This is a genomic window from Lentzea sp. NPDC036955 (assembly GCF_055608005.1).
The window spans coordinates 128,517-145,208 of record NZ_JBVJRC010000015.1; the positions used below are offsets into that span (position 1 = coordinate 128,517).

Genomic DNA, 16,692 nt, shown 5'->3' on the forward strand with positions numbered 1-16,692 from the left:
GGGTTTAGCCCTTGATCGCGCCTTCTCCCACTCCGCGGAAGAAGTGCTTCTGCAGCAACAGGAACAGCAGGACCAGCGGGACGACGGCGATGATCGTGCCCGCCGCCACCAGCCGCTGGTTCTGCACGAACGTGCCCTGGAGGTACGCCAGGCCGATGGTGAGCGTGTACTTCTCCTGGTCGCTCAGGACGATGAGCGGCCACAGGAAGTCGTCCCAGCTGAACATGAACGAGAACAGCGCCACCACGACCAGCGTGCCCTTCACCGACGGCAGCGCGAGGCGGGTGAAGCGCTGCCACGCGTTGGCGCCGTCGATGACCGCCGCCTCCTCCACCTCGGCGGGCAGGGCGAGGAAGGCGTTGCGCAGCAACAGGACGTTGAGCGCGGCGACCGCACCGGGCAGCACGACCGCGGTGAGCGTGTTCGTGAGCCCGAACCCGCGCATCACCAGGAACAGCGAGATCATGATCGCCTCGAACGGCACCAGGATGCTGCTCGCGAACACCACCGCGGCGAACCGGCGGCCGCGGAACCGCAACCGCGCCAGCGCGTAGCCGGCCATGGCGGCGCCGAGGCAGTTCGTGACGACGTTGACGCTCGCCACGCCCAGCGAGTTGAGCGCGAACGACCAGACCGGCACCACGTCGGCGACGGCCGCGTAGTTCGCGAACGTCGGGTCGTCCGGGATGAAGTCGGGGACGAAGACGTCCTCACCGGGCCCCTTGATGCTCGTCGCGAACTGCCACAGGAACGGTCCGACGCTGATCGCGAGAATGGCGAGCAACCCGAGGTAGCGCAGGCCGAGGAGGACGTGGGCGCGCTTCACAGCTGGTCCTCCCTGCGGTTGAGCTTCAGCGTGACCAGCAGCAGCCCCAGCAGGACGACGAACAGGACCACGCTGAGCGCGGAGGCGTACCCGACCTCGCCGGTGAGACCGCGGCCGGTGGACTGGATGAGCATCACCAGCGTGGTGCTCGCCCCGCCCGGCCCGCCGGTGCCGCCGGACAGCAGGTGGACCTCGGAGAACACGCGGAACCCGTTGACCGCGCTCAGTGCCGCGACCAGCACCATCGTCGGCCGCAGGCTCGGCACGGTGACCGACCAGAACCTCCTGACCGGTCCCGCGCCGTCGACCATCGCGGCCTCGTGCAGGTCCTTCGGCACGTTCGCGAGCGCGGCCAGGTAGATCACCATGTAGTAGCCCAGGCCGCGCCAGACCGTGACGACCATCGAGCTGACGAGGAGCAGGCCGGAGTCGGTCAGGAACGGGACCCGGTCACCGCCCAGCGCCTCGACCACGCTGTTCACCAGGCCGCGGCTGTCGAGCAGCCACGTCCAGATGAGCCCGACCACGACCGTGGACGCGATCACCGGCGTGAAGAACGCCGTCCGGAAGACCCCGATGCCCGGCACGACCTTCTGCGCGAGCACCGCGACCAGCAGCGGCAGCAGCACCAGCGGGGGCACGACGCCCGCCATGTACAGCAGGCTGTTGCGCGCGGCGGCCCAGAACCTGGGGTCCTGGGCCATCCGAACGAAGTTGTCCACGCCGGTGAACGTGCCGCCGCCCAGTGCGCTCGCGTCGGTGAACGCGAGCACGATCATGTTCAGGAACGGGAAGATCACGAACAGCGAGCAGATGGCCAGTCCTGGCGCCAGGAACAGCCACGGCGTGTACGGGCGGTGCGTCACCTCAGCAGCCGGTTGCACTCGGTGACGGCGTCGTCGAGTGCCTGCTTCGGCGACTTCTTGCCGAGCATCGCGTCCGCAAGCTGCTGCAGCAGCGTCTCGCGCATCTGGTCGCTGAACTGCACGGGCGTGTAGTTCACCGCCGTCTTGAGCTGCTTGGCCGCGGCGACGCGCACGCGTGCCTCGTCCGTGCCGTCCTCGGTGGTGAAGTACGGGTCGTCGCCGCCCCTGCTGGTGCTGGGGAAGATCGAGGCGAGCTTCGCGAACGCCACCTGGTTCTCGGCGTTGGTGAGGAACCGGCCGAAAGCCAGTGCCGTCGCCTGGTTCTTGCTGCTCTTCGGCACGCTGACGCCGTGCAGGAACATGTTGGCGCTGCCCGTGTTCGTGATGGGCGTGGTGATGCCGATGTTCGCGTGGAGGCTGGGCGCGTCGGTCTTGAACTTGCCGAGGTCGTAGGCGCTGCCGGGGTTCATCGCGGTCTGCTGCGCCATGAACTTCGCGCCGGCGCCGGTGTAGTTCTGCGTGAGCGCCTCGGGGATGAGCGCGCCCGCGTCGTACATGCGCTTGTAGCTCTCGACGAACTCGACGCCCTTGGGTTCGTTGAAGGTGAACCTGTCGTTCTCGAACAGCTTCACGCCGTACAGCCCGAAGTCGGCGATGCTCGGGGTCTGGCCGAGGATCGCGATCTTCTTCTCGGCGAGCTTGAGGGCCGTGACTTCAAGCTCCTTGAAGTTCGTCGGCGGCTTGCTCGGGTCGAGACCGGCCTGCTGGAACAGGGCCCTGTTGTAGAAGATCGGCCCGGTGTTGAGGTACCAGGGGAACCCGTAGCAGCCGCCCTTGCCGGGGATCTCGAACGCCTGCCAGGCGTTCGCCAGGTACTCCTGCCTGGCGTCCTTCAGGGTCTCGTCGAGGTTGACGAGCTGCCCCGCCTTGGCGAGCGGGAAGCTGAGGTCCGGCGGGACGTTGATGACGTCGGGCAGGCTCCCGGCGCTCGCGTCCGCCATGACCTTGGCCAGGTAGCCGTCCGCGGGCTGGTCGACCCACTTCACGGTGGTGCCCTGGTGCCGCTTCTGGAAAGCGTCGACGACACCGTTGACGTAGTCGGTGTACTTGGGCTTGAGGGACCAGGTCTGGACCGTGATCTCGCCCGTGACCTGGCCCGACGCCGATGAGCCTGTGTTCGGTGTGCCGGACAGTCCGCATCCCGCCACGGGCACCGCCGCCAGGCCCGCGAGGAACGTGCGCCTCTTCATCAACAGCCACCTCCTTGCTGGCGGACCCTAGCTAAACCGGTTTACCTGCGGCTAGCCTCCGATCGTCTTGTTGTCTCGTTCCGGACAGGGTGCGCAGCGGTGAAGAGGCCAACGATCAAGGACATCGCGGCGGCCGCCGGCGTGTCCAAGGGCGCCGCGTCACTGGCGCTGAACGGCCGCTCCGGCGTGTCCGAGACGACCCGCGCCCGCGTGCTGGCCGTGGCCTCGTCCCTGGGCTATCGCCCCTCCGCGACCGCGCGCGCGTTGTCCTCCGCCTCCGCCGACGCGGTCGGGTTGGTCCTGGTGCGCCCACCGCGCGCGTTGGGGGACGAGGCGTTCTTCTTCCAGTTGATCGCCGGCATGCAGTCGGAGATGTCATGCGCACTGCTGCTGCAGGTGGTGTCGTCGCGCGCCGAGGAGATCGCGCTCTACGAACGGTGGTTCGCCGAACACCGGGTCGACGGGGTGTTCCTCGTCGACCTGCTGGTGTCGGACCCGCGGATGGAGCTGATGTCGTCGCTCGGGATGCCGGCGGTCGTGGTCGGCGGCGCGGGGCACCACGGAGCGCTGGCTTCGGTGTGGGCCGACGACTACGCGGCGATGACGTCGGTCGTGTCGCACCTGAAGTCGTTGGGCCACCGGCGGATCGCGCGCGTGGCCGGGTTGCCGTCGCTGCTGCACACGGTGCGGCGGGACGCGGCGTTCTCCTCGTCCGTCGTGGACGGTGTCGTGGTGTACGGGGACTACACCGCCGAGTCCGGGGCCTCGGCCACGCGGGAGCTGCTGGGAGCGGCCGAACCGCCCACCGCGATCGTGTACGACAACGACGTGATGGCGGTGGCCGGGGCCGAGGTCGCCGGTGCGCTGGGGGTGGCGGTGCCGCAACGGCTGTCGATCGTCGCCTGGGACGACTCGGTCCTGTGCCAGCACGGGCGGCTGACGGCCCTGTCGCGGGACACGTTCGCGTTCGGGGCACGGGCGGCTCGGGCACTGCTCGCGGTGCTGGGCGGCGCGGTGCCGACGGACGTGGAGGACGTGCTGCCGGAGCTGGTGGTGCGGGGGAGCTCCGGGGTGGCACCGGGCAGTGCCTGAGGGCGGCCTCGCCCGGTGGACGGCGCGCGGCCGCCACCGGGCGAGGTCCTGCGCTCGGGACGGTCAGGTCAGCGAGGCCACCTGGTCGCTGACCACCTGGGCCGCCGCCGACACGAGTGCGGTCACCGCCGGGTTCGTCGAGTTGTCCTGGCGCCAGCCGAACTGGGTGTAGACGCGGAAGTTCGGGGACCAGGGCAAGCGGACCAACCTGCCGTCGGCCAGCTCGGCGGCGACGGTGACCTCCGGCATCAGCGCGATGCCGAGGCCGGAGGAGACGGCGCGCTTCGCCGCGTCGATCGAGTCCAGCTCCAGGACCGGGGCCCGCGTCTCGTCGAAGGCGAGGGAGCTCTCGAACAGGTCGTGGTAGGCGGCGCCGTTCTCGGCGCGGATCAGCGTGCTGCCGGTGAGGTCGTCCTCCGTGAGGGACTGGCGCTGCGTCAGCATGTGGTTCGGGCCGGCCACCACCACGAGCGGTTCCGGGCACAGCACCGTCGTCTCCAGGCCCTCGCGCGGCTCGATGGCGCCGATGAAGAACGCGCAGTCGAGTTGGCCGTCGCGCACCGAGTTCAGGTTGTTCAGGGCGTTGCGCGAGTGGAGCGAGAGTTGGACGCTCGGGTAGCGCCAGCACATGTATTCGATGAGCGGTAACAGACGGTAGTCGGTCAAACTCTGTGCGGAACCGATGACGAGTTTGCCGTGCGGCTCGCCGTTCATCGTGATGGCTTTTCGGGCCTTTTCCGTGAGGTTGATGATGTTTCGCGCGAACGGGAGCAGTTCCACGCCTGCGGAGGTCATCTGGATACCCCGCGGCAGGCGTCGGAATAGCACGACGCCGAGTGCCTCCTCCAGGGCCTTGATGCGGGTCGTGATGGTCGGCTGCGAGCAGTTGAGCGTGGCTGCGGCCTTGGTGAAGCTCCCTGTCTGAACCACGGTCGTGAACGCGAGAAGCTGGCGTGTCTCCATCAGGCGGATCCTCGGATTAAAACGGTGCGACGACTTTTTCTCGTTCGTTCCCGTGGTCCTGTTACGGATGGTGCGAGGGTCGTAACGCTACCTGTCCCCCTTGACCGCAACATTGGTGCTAATGGAGTCATCTTGATCGGTCGCGAAAGGGGGTTTCCGCCGAAAGAGTGATTTTAGAGAGGTGGTCTGCGACAGGCCGTAGCGGGCCGACTCTTTTCAGTGATCCTTTCGCCAGGCGAACAAACAACGCCGCCACCTCGCAGAGGTGACGGCGTTGTGGGCGGAGGTGCGGATCAGGCGCCGCAGGCCCCGCCGCCGAGCAGGAAGCTGTAGACGACCGGCGGTTCGGTGCCCAGCTGCTGCGTCACGGTGAGGCGGATGCCGTCCGCCCACTCGTAGGTGTGGGGGAACTCGCTGCGCCACGGTTCGAGGATGGACGCCCGCTGCGCGCCGCGGAGCTCGACCGTGGTGGTCCGCTGCGCGCCGTCCGGGGTCGCGGAGTCGCCCGCGTCGACGCCCGTCAGGGTGTGCACGCCGATGCCGTTGGCCGGCGCCTTGACCATCCGGCCCGCCGCGTCGCGGAGGTGCAGGGCGAGGTTCGACATCTCGCTGACCGTGTTGTAGCTGTCCGGGTCGGTGGTGCACCACGCCGTGCGGTTGATCTCGGCGAACGCCAGGAACGGGCCCCGCGAGTCCGTGAGCGCGATCGAGGCGAGGCGTTCGGCCTTGAGGTTCGTGCTGTCACCGGGGCCCGCGTAGAGGACCACGGCGGACTCGGGCAGCTGCGGCGCCACGTCCTCGTCGGCCAGGTGCACGCCCCAGCCGGGGTGCAGGGCGGTGCGGCCGACCACGACCTCGTCCGCGCGGAACCCGGCGGGCTCGTCGCCGGGGAGCCAGGTGCGGCTGAGGCCCTCGGTCCGGCCGTTGACGGTCAGCGCGTAGGCGGACGCCGTGGCGACCTGCGGGAAGACCGGGGTGCCCGCCAACGCGGGTGCGACCGCGGCCGCTCCCAGGACGGCGCCGGCGGCGGTGATGGCGAGAAGTCTGCTGACAGCACTGTGCACGTCGAACTCCCGATGATCGGGTGAAGCCCCCAGAACGGCACGAACCGGCCGTGTGCGGAGAAGGGTAGCGATGGCTGCCGACCGGTCCCGCGGGGCGCGGAACCGGGGTGGCGGCGGTCACACGGCGGGCCTCGCCTAGACTCGCTGGGAATCCGGGCGCCACGAGTGGCGGTACCGGCTGTCTGCACGTTCTTGTTCGTATCGAGGAGTCCACGTTGAAGAGCACCGTCGAGCACCTGAGCCCGACGAGGGTCCGGATCAACGTCGAGGTGCCGTTCGACGAGCTCAAGTCGAACTTCGACCAGGCGTACCGGAAGCTCGCGAAGCAGGTCCGCATCCCCGGCTTCCGCCCCGGCAAGGCCCCCGCCAAGGTGCTGGAGAGCCGCATCGGCCGCGCTCCGGTCCTGGACGAGGTCATCCAGGAGGCCATCCCGGCCAAGTACCTGGAGGCGGTCAACGCCGGTGAGGTGCGCACGCTGGGCCGCCCCGACTTCGAGGTCACCAAGATCGAGGACGGCGCGACGCTCGAGTTCACGGCCGAGGTCGACGTCCGTCCCGAGATCACCGTGCCCGCGTTCGGCGAGCTCGCGGTGACCGTGGACGAGCAGGAGGTCGCCGACGAGGACGTGACCACGCAGCTGGACGAGCTCCGCGCCCGCTTCGGCACGCTGACCGGCGTCAGCCGCCCCGCGCAGACCGGCGACTTCGTCGTCGTCGACCTGTCCGCCACCGTCGGCGGCGAGGAGGTCGAGGAGGCGCGCACCAGCGGCCTGTCCTACGAGATCGGTTCCGGCCAGCTCGTCGAGGGCATCGACGAGGCGCTCGTCGGCGCGTCCGAGGGCGAGACCAAGACCTTCACCACCACGCTCGTCGCCGGTGAGCACGAGGGCAGCGAGGCCGAGGTCACCGTCGTGCTGAACACGGTGAAGGAGCGCCAGCTCCCCGAGCTCGACGACGAGTTCGCGCAGCTCGCCAGCGAGTTCGACACGCTCGACGAGCTCAAGGCCGACCTGCGGACCCGCCTGGGCCGCGTCAAGAAGATGCAGCAGGGCGTGCAGGCGCGCGACAAGGTCCTCGAGGCGCTGCTGGAGACCACCGAGGTCCCGCTGCCCGAGGGCATCGTCCAGGGCGAGATCGACGCCCGCAAGCACGACGCCGTGCACGCCTTCGACCACGACGACGCGAAGTTCGCCGCGTGGCTCGAGGAGCAGGGCCAGTCGGAGGAGGAGTTCGACGCCGAGCTGCGCAAGGCCGCCGAGCAGGCCGTCAAGACGCAGCTGGTGCTCGACTCGATCGCCGACGCCGAGCAGGTCACGGTGTCCGACGGCGAGCTGACCGAGCGGATCATCTACCAGGCCCAGCGCTTCGGCATCAGCCCCGACGAGTACGTCAAGCGCGCGCAGCAGTCCGGCCAGCTCGGCGCGATCTTCGCCGACGTCCGCCGCGGCAAGGCGCTCGCGAGCGTCGTGCGCCAGGCGACGGTCAGCGACACCAGCGGCGAGAAGCTGGACCTCGACGAGCTCTTCGGCGAGACCAAGTCCCAAGAGGACGCGGAGTAGTTCGGCGCCCTCGCCGCGTGACGCGGCGAACGCCGGAAATACAGCCCTGAGCGAACGCGGGCGGTGTCGGGCATCTGACGCCGCCCGCCTTCGTTAAGGTCGATCGCAGAGAGTTTTCGCTTCCAGATTCGTTCCACCTGGAGTTAGGCAGGCAGACGTGACGCAGCACTCCTTCCCGACCCCCGAGATGCGGTCGGCCACCGCCGGGATGAACCTCAACGACTCGGTGTACGAGCGGCTGCTCCGCGAGCGGATCATCGTCCTGGGATCGCAGGTCGAAGAGGGCATCGCCAACCAGATCACCGCTCAGTTGCTGCTGCTGGCCGCTGAGGACCCCGAGAAGGACATCACCCTCTACATCAACTCGCCGGGTGGTTCCGTCACGGCGGGCATGGCCATCTACGACACGATGCAGCTGATCGAGCCGGACGTGGCCACGGTCGCCATGGGTCTCGCGGCGTCGATGGGTCAGTTCCTGCTCTCCGCGGGTGCCCGCGGCAAGCGCCAGGCGCTCCCGCACGCGCGCATCCTCATGCACCAGCCGTCGGCGGGTGTCGGTGGTACGGCGGCGGACATCGCGATCCAGGCGGACATGCTGACGCGCACCAAGCGCGAGATGGCCGAGCTGATCGCCGAGCACACCGGCCAGCCGGTCGAGCGCATCATCGCCGACTCCGACCGCGACCGCTGGTTCACCGCGCAGGAAGCGCTGGAGTACGGCTTCGTCGACAAGGTCGTCACCCGGTCGCAGCCCGTCGGCGACTCGAACAACTGACGTCAGCTAGGAGACCTCAAGTGAGCCAGTTCCACATGCCTCAGTCGCGGTACGTGCTGCCGTCGTTCGTCGAGCGCACCAGCTACGGCATGAAGGAGTCGAACCCGTACAACAAGCTGTTCGAGGAGCGCATCATCTTCCTCGGCGTGCAGGTTGACGACGCCTCGGCCAACGACGTCATGGCGCAGCTGCTGGTCCTCGAGTCCGAGGACCCGGACCGCGACATCCTGATGTACATCAACTCGCCGGGTGGCTCGTTCACCTCGCTGATGGCCATCTACGACACCATGCAGTTCGTCCGCCCGGACATCCAGACGTACTGCCTCGGCCAGGCCGCCTCGGCCGCCGCGGTGCTGCTGGCCGCCGGCACCCCCGGCAAGCGCCACGCGCTGCCGAACGCGCGAATCCTGATCCACCAGCCCTCCATGGAGGGCGCGTACGGTCAGGTGTCCGACCTGGAGATCCAGTCGAACGAGATCCAGCGCGTGCGCCGCCTGATGGAGTCCACCCTCGCGCGGCACACCAACCGCACGGCGGAGGAGGTTCGCGAGAGCATCGAGCGCGACCGCATCCTCACGGCCGACGAGGCCAAGGACTACGGCATCGTCGACTCGGTGCTGCCCTACCGCAAGCTCTCCGCGAAGTCCTGAAGCGTCGTCTCCCGAGGGCTGGGAAGCCGGCCCTCGGGAACCGCCGACACGCCGATGTGACCGGGCAACTGGCCTGATCGGGGCGTCGGGGGGACGCTGGTCCTCCCCTGAAACGGGGTCGGCCGGGTACCGTCAGGAGAACGGGCGAAGCACCCACAGCCAGTGGGACTGCCACAGCAAGTCAGCAGGCGCACTACAGCAGGTGTGCGCCGGAGGGGACATAGGTCAGCGGTCATGGCGCGTATCGGTGACGGCGGCGACTTGCTGAAGTGCTCTTTCTGCGGAAAGAGCCAGAAGCAGGTGAAGAAACTCATCGCCGGCCCCGGCGTCTACATCTGCGATGAGTGCATCGATCTCTGCAACGAGATCATCGAGGAGGAGCTGGCGGAAGCCGGCGACGTGAAGCTCGACGAGCTGCCGAAGCCCGCCGAGATCCACGAGTTCCTCGACCAGTACGTCATCGGCCAGAGCGATGCGAAGCGCACCCTCTCCGTCGCCGTCTACAACCACTACAAGCGCATCCAGGCGGGCGACCGCGGGCGCGAGGGTCGTGACGACGGTGTCGAGCTGGCCAAGTCGAACATCCTGATGCTCGGCCCGACGGGCTGTGGCAAGACCTACCTCGCGCAGACGCTCGCGAAGATGCTGAACGTGCCGTTCGCCATCGCCGACGCGACCGCGCTGACGGAGGCCGGGTACGTCGGTGAGGACGTCGAGAACATCCTGTTGAAGCTCATCCAGGCCGCCGACTACGACGTCAAGCGGGCCGAGACGGGCATCATCTACATCGACGAGGTCGACAAGATCGCTCGAAAGAGTGAAAACCCGTCGATCACGCGCGACGTCTCCGGCGAGGGCGTGCAGCAGGCGCTGTTGAAGATCCTGGAGGGCACCACCGCATCGGTGCCACCGCAGGGCGGCCGCAAGCACCCGCACCAGGAGTTCATCCAGATCGACACGACGAACGTGCTGTTCATCGTGGCCGGTGCCTTCGCGGGCCTGGAGAAGATCATCCAGGACCGGGTCGGCAAGCGCGGCCTGGGCTTCGGTGCCGAGGTCCGCTCCAAGGCCGAGACGGACGCGGCGGACTACTTCGCCGACTCCATGCCGGAGGACCTGATCAAGTTCGGTCTGATCCCCGAGTTCATCGGGCGTCTGCCGATGGTCGCCTCCGTCACGAACCTCGACAAGCCGTCGCTGGTGCAGATCCTCACCGAGCCGAAGAACGCGCTGGTCAAGCAGTACCAGAAGCTCTTCGAGATGGACGGGGTCGAGCTGGAGTTCACCAAGACCGCGCTCGAGGCGGTGGCCGACCAGGCCATCCTGCGCGGGACCGGTGCCCGAGGGCTCCGCGCGATCATGGAAGAGGTCCTGCTCCCGGTGATGTACGACATCCCGAGCCGCACGGACGTCGCCAAGGTCGTGATCACCGAGCAGACGGTGAAGGAGAACGTGAACCCGACCATCGTGGCCCGGCAGCCCTCGCGCCGGGAGCGTCGGGAGAAGTCCGCGTAGTACTCGCTCGTGAGAAGGGCGCCGGTGAGCTCACCGGCGCCCTTTCGCGTTTCCGGGGGGATCGGGATGTCGTTCGACGCGCGGGTGGCCGCTCACGGGGCCGTGTCCACGGCGCTGGCCGGTCTCGGGGACGAGGAGCTGGCCGCTCTCGTGGCCGCGGCCAGGCCGCTGGGGGCGGGGATCGGCGGGACGTCGGCGTTGCTGCACGTCGACGGGGTTCCGGTCTTCGTCAAACGGGTGCCGCTGACCGAGCTGGAGCTGCGGCCGGAGCACGTCCGGTCCACGGCGAACCTCTTCGGCCTGCCCGCCTTCTGCCACTACGGCGTCGGGCTCGTCGGCGCGCCGGGGTTCGGTGCCTGGCGCGAGCTCGCCGTGCACGAGCTGACGACGGACTGGGTGCTCGCGGGCGACCACGAGGGCTTCCCGCTGCTGCACCACTGGCGGGTCCTGCCGCACCTCGGGCAGTCGCTGCCCGACGAGCTGGCCGACGTCGACGGGGCGGTGGCCTACTGGGAGGACACGCCGGCGGCGCGGCACCGGATCGAGGCGCTGCGGGACTCCACGGCGAGCATCGCGTTGTTCCTGGAGCACTTCCCGCACGACCTGCACGACTGGTTGCGGCAGCAGGTCCGCGCCGGCGCCGAGGCCACCGCGAACGCTTGCGCGATGGTCGAGCGGGAGCTGGCGGCCGGGATCGCCGCCATGAACGCCCGCGGCCTGCTGCACCTCGACGCCCACTTCCGCAACGTCCTGACCGACGGCGAACGGCTGTACTTCGCCGACTTCGGTCTCGCGCTGACCGCTGACTTCGACCTGGCCCGGGACGAGGCGGACTTCTTCGCCGGGCACCAGGGCTTCGACCGCGACTACGCCGCCACCCACCTGGTGCTCTGGCTGACCGCCGAGCTGTACGGGCACCGCGGCGCCGAGCACAGCGCGTTCCTGCGCGCGTGCGCCCGCGGGGAGCGTCCGGCAGGGGTGCCGCGACAGGTCGCCGACGTCCTCGTCCGCCACGCGCCGACCGCCGAGCTGATGACCGGCTTCTACCGCCGCTTCCAGCAGGAGAGCCGGCACGTCCCGTACCCGGCGGCCACTAGGGTGGTGCCATGTCGCTGCCCCACGTGCTCCTGATCCACGGCTGGACCGGTTCGGGTCCCGAACACTGGCAGAGCAAGCTCGCCCACGCGGTCGCCGAACACGGCGGCCTGGTCGACATGCCGCACTTCAGCGACCCCGACCAGCCCGACCTGACCACGTGGCTGCGGGAGCTCGACACCCACCTCGAAGCCGCGCCGGCCGACCGCGAACGGGTGGTCATCGCCCACTCGCTGGGCTGCTACCTGTGGCTGCACCACGCGGCCCGCGAGGGCATCGCGCACGTCGACCGGGTCCTGCTGGTCGCCCCGCCCGCCCCGGACTACCCCGAGCCCGCCATCAAGACGTTCTTCCCGGCACCGCTCGACCCGGCCGGGCTGCGGCGCGCGGCCACCGACACGCGGCTGGTGCTCGGCGAGGGCGACCCGTACCTGCCGGTGGCGGCCGGGAAGCAGCTCGCGGAGTCGTTGCGGATCGAGGTCGACGTGGTGCCGGGTGCGGGGCACATCAACGTGGACGCGGGCTACGGCGAGTGGCCGGCGGTGCTCAAGTGGGTCCGGTCGAAGACGGTGCCGCTGACGCCCCGCTAGACGGCCTGCTTCGCGTACTTGGCGAGGAACCGGACCACGTCCGGCGTGATCTTGCGGTAGAAGCCGTCGTCGTGCCCGCCGGGCTTGACCGTGCCCACCTCGGGCCGTTCGTCGCGGATGAACTGCCGCGTGCCCACGATGAACCGGTCGCGGTCGCCGATCCACACGCCCAGCGCGGTCGGGCCGGTCGCACGCGGGTGCCGCAGCGGGTCCAGCGCGGCCCACTCGGCCTCGCTCTTGAACGCCCTGCGCTTGGCCATCTCCGGCCACGACGTGAGCAGGCCGGGGGAGATGGCGGCCGCCGCGGTGACCGGGTCGCCGCGCTCGGCCCTGCGGCGGGCGTACAGCAGCGCGCCGAAACCGCCCATGGAGACCCCGGTGATCGCGAACGGGTCGCCGTAGCCGCGGTCGTGCAGCCAGGTGGGGACCTCGTCGAGCAGCATCTTCATCGGGTCGTCGCCGGGGACGTTCTCGTGCCAGTAGTTGTCGCCGCCGTCGACCGCGACGAAGCCGAACGCGGGCACCGAGCCCTTGGCGACGGCATCGGCCAGGTTCTCGGCGAGGCTGCCGACCGCGGCGTCGCGGGCGCTGCCGTGCAGGCCGTGCAGCAGGATCGACATGGGCAGGCCGCGCGGGGCCTTGTTCGTCGGGGTGAAGAACGCGAGCGTGATCTCACGGCGGCGCGCGGACGAGTAGACCCGCTCGAAGCGGATGGCGGGTTTCGCACCGGACTTGGTGGCGACGCGGTTGGCGGTGGCGACCTGGTGCTGCGCCGCGCGGTGAGCGGAGACGTACACGGCGGTGCCGACGGCCATCGCGACGACGACGCCGACAGCCGCCAGCAGTGTGCGGCGACGGCAGTGGTTCGGTTCCCCCATGCTCACCTCATCGCGCAGGTTCCTGTCCTCGTTTCCAGAAGACGGAACGCGCGCGCAACGAGGTCAGTTCCTCGTCGGAGCATCCCAGCCAGCGGAGCACGCGGTCATTGTGCTCGCCGAGGGCGGGCACCGCACCCGGTGACCACTCCCAGCCGCGCACCGGCGGCGGCAGCATCCGCACCGAACCACCGGGCACCGCGACGTCCGTCCACGCGCTGAGCTGCGGGTGTTCGGGCAGCTCGGTGATCGAGCGGGTCAGCGCGGCCGGCACGTCGGCCTCGTCCAGCGCGGCCAGCAGCTGTGCGGCGGTCATGTCCGCGAACGCCCGTTCGAGCAGTGCCTGCAGCTCGCCGCGGTGCTCCACCCGTGAGCTCACTGTGGCGAACCTCTCCTGCGGGGCGAGGCCGATGAGCGTGCTGAGACGCTGCCACTGGCCGTCGTTCTGCACGGCCAGGTGCACCGCGCCGTCCGCACAGGCCACCGGCCCGTACGGCGCGATGCTCGGGTGGTGCGCGCCCGACCGCGGCGCGGCGGCTCCCGTGCCGACGGCGTAGAGCATCGGCTGGTGCATCCACTCCGCGAGCGCGTCGAACAGCGACAGCCGCAGCCGGGTGCCCAGTCCCGTGCGCGCCTTCTGCAGCAACGCCGCCAGCACCGCCGCGTGCAGCTGCACCCCGGCCGCGATGTCGGCCACGGAGATGCCGGCGCGCGCCATCACGTCGCCCTCGCCGGTCAGCGACACCAGGCCCGCCTCGGACTGCACCAGCGCGTCGAACGCCTTGCGGTCCGCGTACGGGCCGTCCCAGCCGTAGCCGGACAGCTCGGCCACCACGAGCGTCTCGGGCAGCTCCAGCCCCAGCCGGTCCCACACCCGCGGCGACAGGTTGCACAGCAGCACGTCGGCGCGGTCGACGAGCCGGTCGAGCCACGCCCGGCCGTCCGGGTGGAAGACGTCGAGCGACACCGACTCCTTGCCGACGTTCGTCCACGCGAAGTACGACGACACCTCGCCGCACGCCAAGTCGTAGTGCCGCGCGAAGTCACCGCTGCCGGGTCGTTCGACCTTGATGACGCGGGCGCCCAGGTCGGCCAGCAACCGCGTCGCGTACGGCACGGCGACGGCCTGCTCCAGGCTCACCACCACGACGCCGTCAAGCGGCCTCAACGACGCGCTCCCCGCCGGTGTAGACGTTCATCGAGTCGCCGCGCAGGAACCCGACGAGGGTCATGCCCTGCTCCTCGGCCAGCTCGACGGCGAGCGACGACGGCGCCGACACCGCGGCCAGCAGCGCGATCCCGGCCATCGCGGCCTTCTGCACCAGCTCGAACGACGCCCGCCCGGACACCATCAGCACCGACCCGGTCAGCGGCACCAGGTCCTGCAGCACCGCCCAGCCCAGCACCTTGTCCACGGCGTTGTGCCGGCCCACGTCCTCGCGCACGACCAGCGGCTCGCCGTCGCGGAACAACCCGGCCGCGTGCAGCCCGCCGGTGGAGGAGAAGACCTTCTGCCTGGCCCGCAACGCGTCCGGGAACGCCGTCAGCTCCTCCGGGGTGACCCGCAGCGGGTCGGCGGCGGGCGAGAAGCGGGTCTTGAGCTTCACCGCGTCCAGCGCGCCCTTGCCGCACACCCCGCACGACGACGTGGTGTAGAAGTTCCGCTCCACTCCGGTGTCCGGCTCCGGGACACCGGGTGCCAATGTGACGTCGAGCACGTTGTAGGTGTTCATCCCGTCCGGCCCGGTGCCCTCGCAGAACCGCGCGACCGACACGTCCTGAGCGGCCCCGATCACGCCCTCGCTGAGCAGGAAGCCGTGCGCGAGCTCGACGTCCTGGCCGGGCGTGCGCATCGTGACGGCCAGCGCCCGCCCGTTGACCCGCAGCTCCATCGGCTCCTCGGCGGCCAGCGCGTCGACCCGCCGCCGCCGGTCACCCGGCGACACCCGCTCGACCGCCCGGCGCACCGTCACTCGGCCCATGTGCACCTCTCCTTCGGACCGCTATGTTCCCCACGACCAGGCTACGTGGGAGGGATCTCGGGGCATGGACGACGTCGTGATCGTGGGAGGCGGCCACAACGGGCTCGTGGCCGCCGCGTACCTGGCCGGGGCCGGCCGGTCGGTGACCGTGCTGGAGAAGCTCCCGCACGTCGGCGGCGCCGCGGTGAGCGCGTCGCCGTGGGCCGGTGTCGACGCCCGGCTCTCCCGCTTCTCCTACCTGGTGAGCCTGCTGCCGGACCGGATCGTCTCCGACCTCGGGCTGAGGCTGGCGCTGCGGTCGCGGGCCGCGTCCTCCTACACGCCCGGTGGCGGGTCCGGGCTGCTCGTCGAGCGGTCACCGGGCGAGGCGACCACCCGGTCGTTCCAGGAGGTGTGCGGTGACCTCGGCGACTGGGAGCGCTGGCAGCGCTGGTACGCCGACCTCGACCTGATGGCCCGCGCGCTGGCGCCGACGCTGCTGGAGCCGCTGGTCTCCCGCGAGCACCTGCGCGTGCACGTCGACGCGGTGGCGCGCGGCCGGGTGTGGGAGCAGGTCTTCGAACGGCCGATCGGCGCGACGCTGCGGGAGCTGTTCGAGAACGACCTGGTGCGCGGCGTCGTCGCGACCGACGCGTTGATCGGCACGCACTCGTCGCTGCACTCGTTGCAGGCCAACAGGTGCTTCCTCTACCACGTGATCGGCAACGGCACGGGGGAGTGGAAGGTCCCGGTCGGCGGCATGGGAGCGGTCACCGCCGAGCTGGAACGGGCGGCGCGCGCGGCCGGCGCGAAGATCGTCACCGGCGCCGAGGTGACCTCCGTCGAAGCCGACGGGAAGACGGCCTCCGTGGCGTACAACGACACCTCGGTGGACGCGAGGTTCGTGCTGTCGAACGTGGCCCCGTCCGTGCTGGGACGGTTGCGGGGCAAGGAGGTCCACGACTCGCCCGGCTGCCAGCTGAAGATCAACATGCTGCTGCGCAGGCTGCCCGCGCTCAAGTCCGGTGTGGACGCTCGGCTCGCGTTCGCCGGCACGTTCCACCTCGACGAGTCCTACGACCAGCTGGAGACCGCCTACCGGGAGAGCGCCGCCGGACGGGTGCCGTCGGTGCTGCCGGGCGAGATGTACTGCCACTCGCTGACCGACCCGTCGATCCTCGGCCCGTCGCTCGCGGGCCACGAGACGCTGACGCTGTTCGGCCTGCACCTGCCGGCGGCGCTGTTCGAGGGCCGCAACGAGGAGCTGCGCGACCGGCTCGTCGAGCGCTACCTCGACCAGCTCAACGCCCACCTCGTCGAGCCGGTGCAGGACTGCCTGGCGGTGGACGCCGACGGCAGGCCGTGCATCGAGGCGCGCACACCGCTCGACCTGCAGGAGGAGCTGGGCCTGCCGGGCGGCAACATCTTCCACGGCGAGCTCGCCTGGCCGTTCGCCGAGAGCGAGGACGAGGTCGGCCGCTGGGGCGTGGAGACCGACGTGGACAACGTCTTCGTCTGCGGCGCGGGCTCCCGGCGCGGCGGCGGGGTCAGCGGCATCGGCGGCCACAACGCGGCGCGGGCCGTGCTGGAACGCGGCTGAGACATTCTCGA

At 70.0% G+C, this 16,692-nt stretch carries 16 protein-coding genes; 8 read left to right on the forward strand and 8 right to left on the reverse strand.

Translation table 11 applies throughout. The annotated features are described in order from the left end of the window. Nucleotides 1-4 precede the first annotated feature (4 nt). From ACZ7CF_RS38575 to ACZ7CF_RS38585, 3 genes are read right to left on the reverse strand one after another with little or no spacing between them, the layout of a single operon-like run. Nucleotides 5-826 carry a carbohydrate ABC transporter permease gene (locus ACZ7CF_RS38575; RefSeq protein ID WP_470372155.1) on the reverse strand — a complete coding sequence of 274 codons (822 nt, stop codon included), beginning with the start codon at nt 824-826 and terminating at the stop codon, nt 5-7. Further along, nucleotides 823-1,692, reverse strand: coding sequence for a carbohydrate ABC transporter permease (locus ACZ7CF_RS38580; protein ID WP_470372156.1), 870 nt, complete (start codon nt 1,690-1,692; stop codon nt 823-825). Before ACZ7CF_RS38580 ends, ACZ7CF_RS38575 begins: the two co-directional genes overlap by 4 nt. Further along, nucleotides 1,689-2,942, reverse strand: coding sequence for an ABC transporter substrate-binding protein (locus tag ACZ7CF_RS38585; RefSeq protein WP_470372157.1), 1,254 nt, complete (start codon nt 2,940-2,942; stop codon nt 1,689-1,691). Before ACZ7CF_RS38585 ends, ACZ7CF_RS38580 begins: the two co-directional genes overlap by 4 nt. Before the next feature lie 99 nt (nt 2,943-3,041). On the opposite strand from ACZ7CF_RS38585, the gene ACZ7CF_RS38590 reads away from it, so the two are divergent. Next, entirely contained in the window at nt 3,042-4,034 is a 993-nt protein-coding gene (locus ACZ7CF_RS38590) for a LacI family DNA-binding transcriptional regulator (protein WP_470372158.1), read from the forward strand. Nucleotides 4,035-4,097: 63 nt separating this feature from the next. Here the strand turns inward: ACZ7CF_RS38590 and ACZ7CF_RS38595 are convergent, their stop codons facing one another. Both ACZ7CF_RS38595 and ACZ7CF_RS38600 read right to left on the reverse strand, forming a co-directional pair. Continuing rightward, on the reverse strand, nt 4,098-4,997 hold the full coding sequence (locus ACZ7CF_RS38595; RefSeq protein ID WP_360399502.1) for a LysR family transcriptional regulator: 900 nt from the start codon (nt 4,995-4,997) through the stop codon (nt 4,098-4,100). A gap of 293 nt (nt 4,998-5,290) precedes the next feature. Then, nucleotides 5,291-6,061 (reverse strand): hypothetical protein, encoded by a 771-nt coding sequence (locus ACZ7CF_RS38600; RefSeq protein ID WP_470372159.1) that lies wholly within the window; start codon nt 6,059-6,061, stop codon nt 5,291-5,293. 215 nt (nt 6,062-6,276) lie between these two features. Between ACZ7CF_RS38600 and tig the strand changes: the two genes are divergently transcribed. The 6 genes from tig to ACZ7CF_RS38630 all read left to right on the forward strand — a co-directional run bounded on the left by tig (nt 6,277) and on the right by ACZ7CF_RS38630 (nt 12,245). After that, nucleotides 6,277-7,620, forward strand: a complete 1,344-nt coding sequence (gene tig / locus ACZ7CF_RS38605; protein ID WP_360399496.1) for a trigger factor — start codon at nt 6,277-6,279, stop codon at nt 7,618-7,620. 187 nt (nt 7,621-7,807) lie between these two features. Continuing rightward, nucleotides 7,808-8,395, forward strand: a complete 588-nt coding sequence (locus ACZ7CF_RS38610; RefSeq protein WP_053735683.1) for an ATP-dependent Clp protease proteolytic subunit — start codon at nt 7,808-7,810, stop codon at nt 8,393-8,395. A 35-nt stretch (nt 8,396-8,430) separates the two neighbouring features. After that, a complete protein-coding gene (locus ACZ7CF_RS38615) occupies nt 8,431-9,045 on the forward strand; it encodes an ATP-dependent Clp protease proteolytic subunit (RefSeq protein WP_089957693.1) in 615 nt (204 codons plus the stop codon). Nucleotides 9,046-9,279: 234 nt separating this feature from the next. Further along, nucleotides 9,280-10,560, forward strand: a complete 1,281-nt coding sequence (gene clpX / locus ACZ7CF_RS38620) for an ATP-dependent Clp protease ATP-binding subunit ClpX (protein ID WP_360399493.1) — start codon at nt 9,280-9,282, stop codon at nt 10,558-10,560. A gap of 66 nt (nt 10,561-10,626) precedes the next feature. Then, the gene (locus ACZ7CF_RS38625; protein WP_360399490.1) at nt 10,627-11,691 is read left to right on the forward strand and encodes a BUD32 family EKC/KEOPS complex subunit; all 1,065 of its coding nucleotides are present in this window, start codon (nt 10,627-10,629) and stop codon (nt 11,689-11,691) included. Then, the gene (locus tag ACZ7CF_RS38630) at nt 11,667-12,245 is read left to right on the forward strand and encodes an RBBP9/YdeN family alpha/beta hydrolase (protein ID WP_458433942.1); all 579 of its coding nucleotides are present in this window, start codon (nt 11,667-11,669) and stop codon (nt 12,243-12,245) included. Before ACZ7CF_RS38625 ends, ACZ7CF_RS38630 begins: the two co-directional genes overlap by 25 nt. On the opposite strand, the gene ACZ7CF_RS38635 is transcribed toward ACZ7CF_RS38630, so the two are convergent. Genes ACZ7CF_RS38635 through fdhD form a run of 3 tightly spaced genes read right to left on the reverse strand, consistent with a single transcriptional unit; the run spans nt 12,242 to nt 15,102 of the window. After that, a complete protein-coding gene (locus ACZ7CF_RS38635; RefSeq protein ID WP_470372160.1) occupies nt 12,242-13,123 on the reverse strand; it encodes an alpha/beta hydrolase in 882 nt (293 codons plus the stop codon). The genes ACZ7CF_RS38630 and ACZ7CF_RS38635 overlap by 4 nt on opposite strands. A 7-nt stretch (nt 13,124-13,130) precedes the next feature. Next, nucleotides 13,131-14,288 (reverse strand): CaiB/BaiF CoA transferase family protein, encoded by a 1,158-nt coding sequence (locus ACZ7CF_RS38640; RefSeq protein ID WP_470372161.1) that lies wholly within the window; start codon nt 14,286-14,288, stop codon nt 13,131-13,133. Further along, complete coding sequence (fdhD, locus tag ACZ7CF_RS38645) at nt 14,275-15,102, reverse strand: formate dehydrogenase accessory sulfurtransferase FdhD (protein WP_470372162.1); 828 nt, start codon at nt 15,100-15,102, stop codon at nt 14,275-14,277. The genes ACZ7CF_RS38640 and fdhD overlap by 14 nt, the downstream gene beginning before the upstream one ends. 64 nt (nt 15,103-15,166) lie before the next feature. Between fdhD and ACZ7CF_RS38650 the strand changes: the two genes are divergently transcribed. Continuing rightward, nucleotides 15,167-16,681, forward strand: a complete 1,515-nt coding sequence (locus ACZ7CF_RS38650; protein ID WP_470372163.1) for a phytoene desaturase family protein — start codon at nt 15,167-15,169, stop codon at nt 16,679-16,681. Nucleotides 16,682-16,692 lie beyond the last annotated feature (11 nt).

Bases quoted from the DNA above. Each gene is read 5' to 3' on its own strand.
- ACZ7CF_RS38585 (WP_470372157.1), bottom strand. From the start codon at position 2,942: ATGAAGAGGCGCACGTTCCTCGCGGGCCTGGCGGCGGTGCCCGTGGCG.
- ACZ7CF_RS38595 (WP_360399502.1), bottom strand. From the start codon at position 4,997: ATGGAGACACGCCAGCTTCTCGCGTTCACGACCGTGGTTCAGACAGGG.
- ACZ7CF_RS38610 (WP_053735683.1), top strand. From the start codon at position 7,808: ATGCGGTCGGCCACCGCCGGGATGAACCTCAACGACTCGGTGTACGAG.
- ACZ7CF_RS38615 (WP_089957693.1), top strand. From the start codon at position 8,431: ATGCCTCAGTCGCGGTACGTGCTGCCGTCGTTCGTCGAGCGCACCAGC.
- clpX (WP_360399493.1), top strand. From the start codon at position 9,280: ATGGCGCGTATCGGTGACGGCGGCGACTTGCTGAAGTGCTCTTTCTGC.
- ACZ7CF_RS38625 (WP_360399490.1), top strand. From the start codon at position 10,627: ATGTCGTTCGACGCGCGGGTGGCCGCTCACGGGGCCGTGTCCACGGCG.
- ACZ7CF_RS38630 (WP_458433942.1), top strand. From the start codon at position 11,667: ATGTCGCTGCCCCACGTGCTCCTGATCCACGGCTGGACCGGTTCGGGT.
- ACZ7CF_RS38635 (WP_470372160.1), bottom strand. From the start codon at position 13,123: ATGGGGGAACCGAACCACTGCCGTCGCCGCACACTGCTGGCGGCTGTC.
- fdhD (WP_470372162.1), bottom strand. From the start codon at position 15,102: ATGGGCCGAGTGACGGTGCGCCGGGCGGTCGAGCGGGTGTCGCCGGGT.
- ACZ7CF_RS38650 (WP_470372163.1), top strand. From the start codon at position 15,167: ATGGACGACGTCGTGATCGTGGGAGGCGGCCACAACGGGCTCGTGGCC.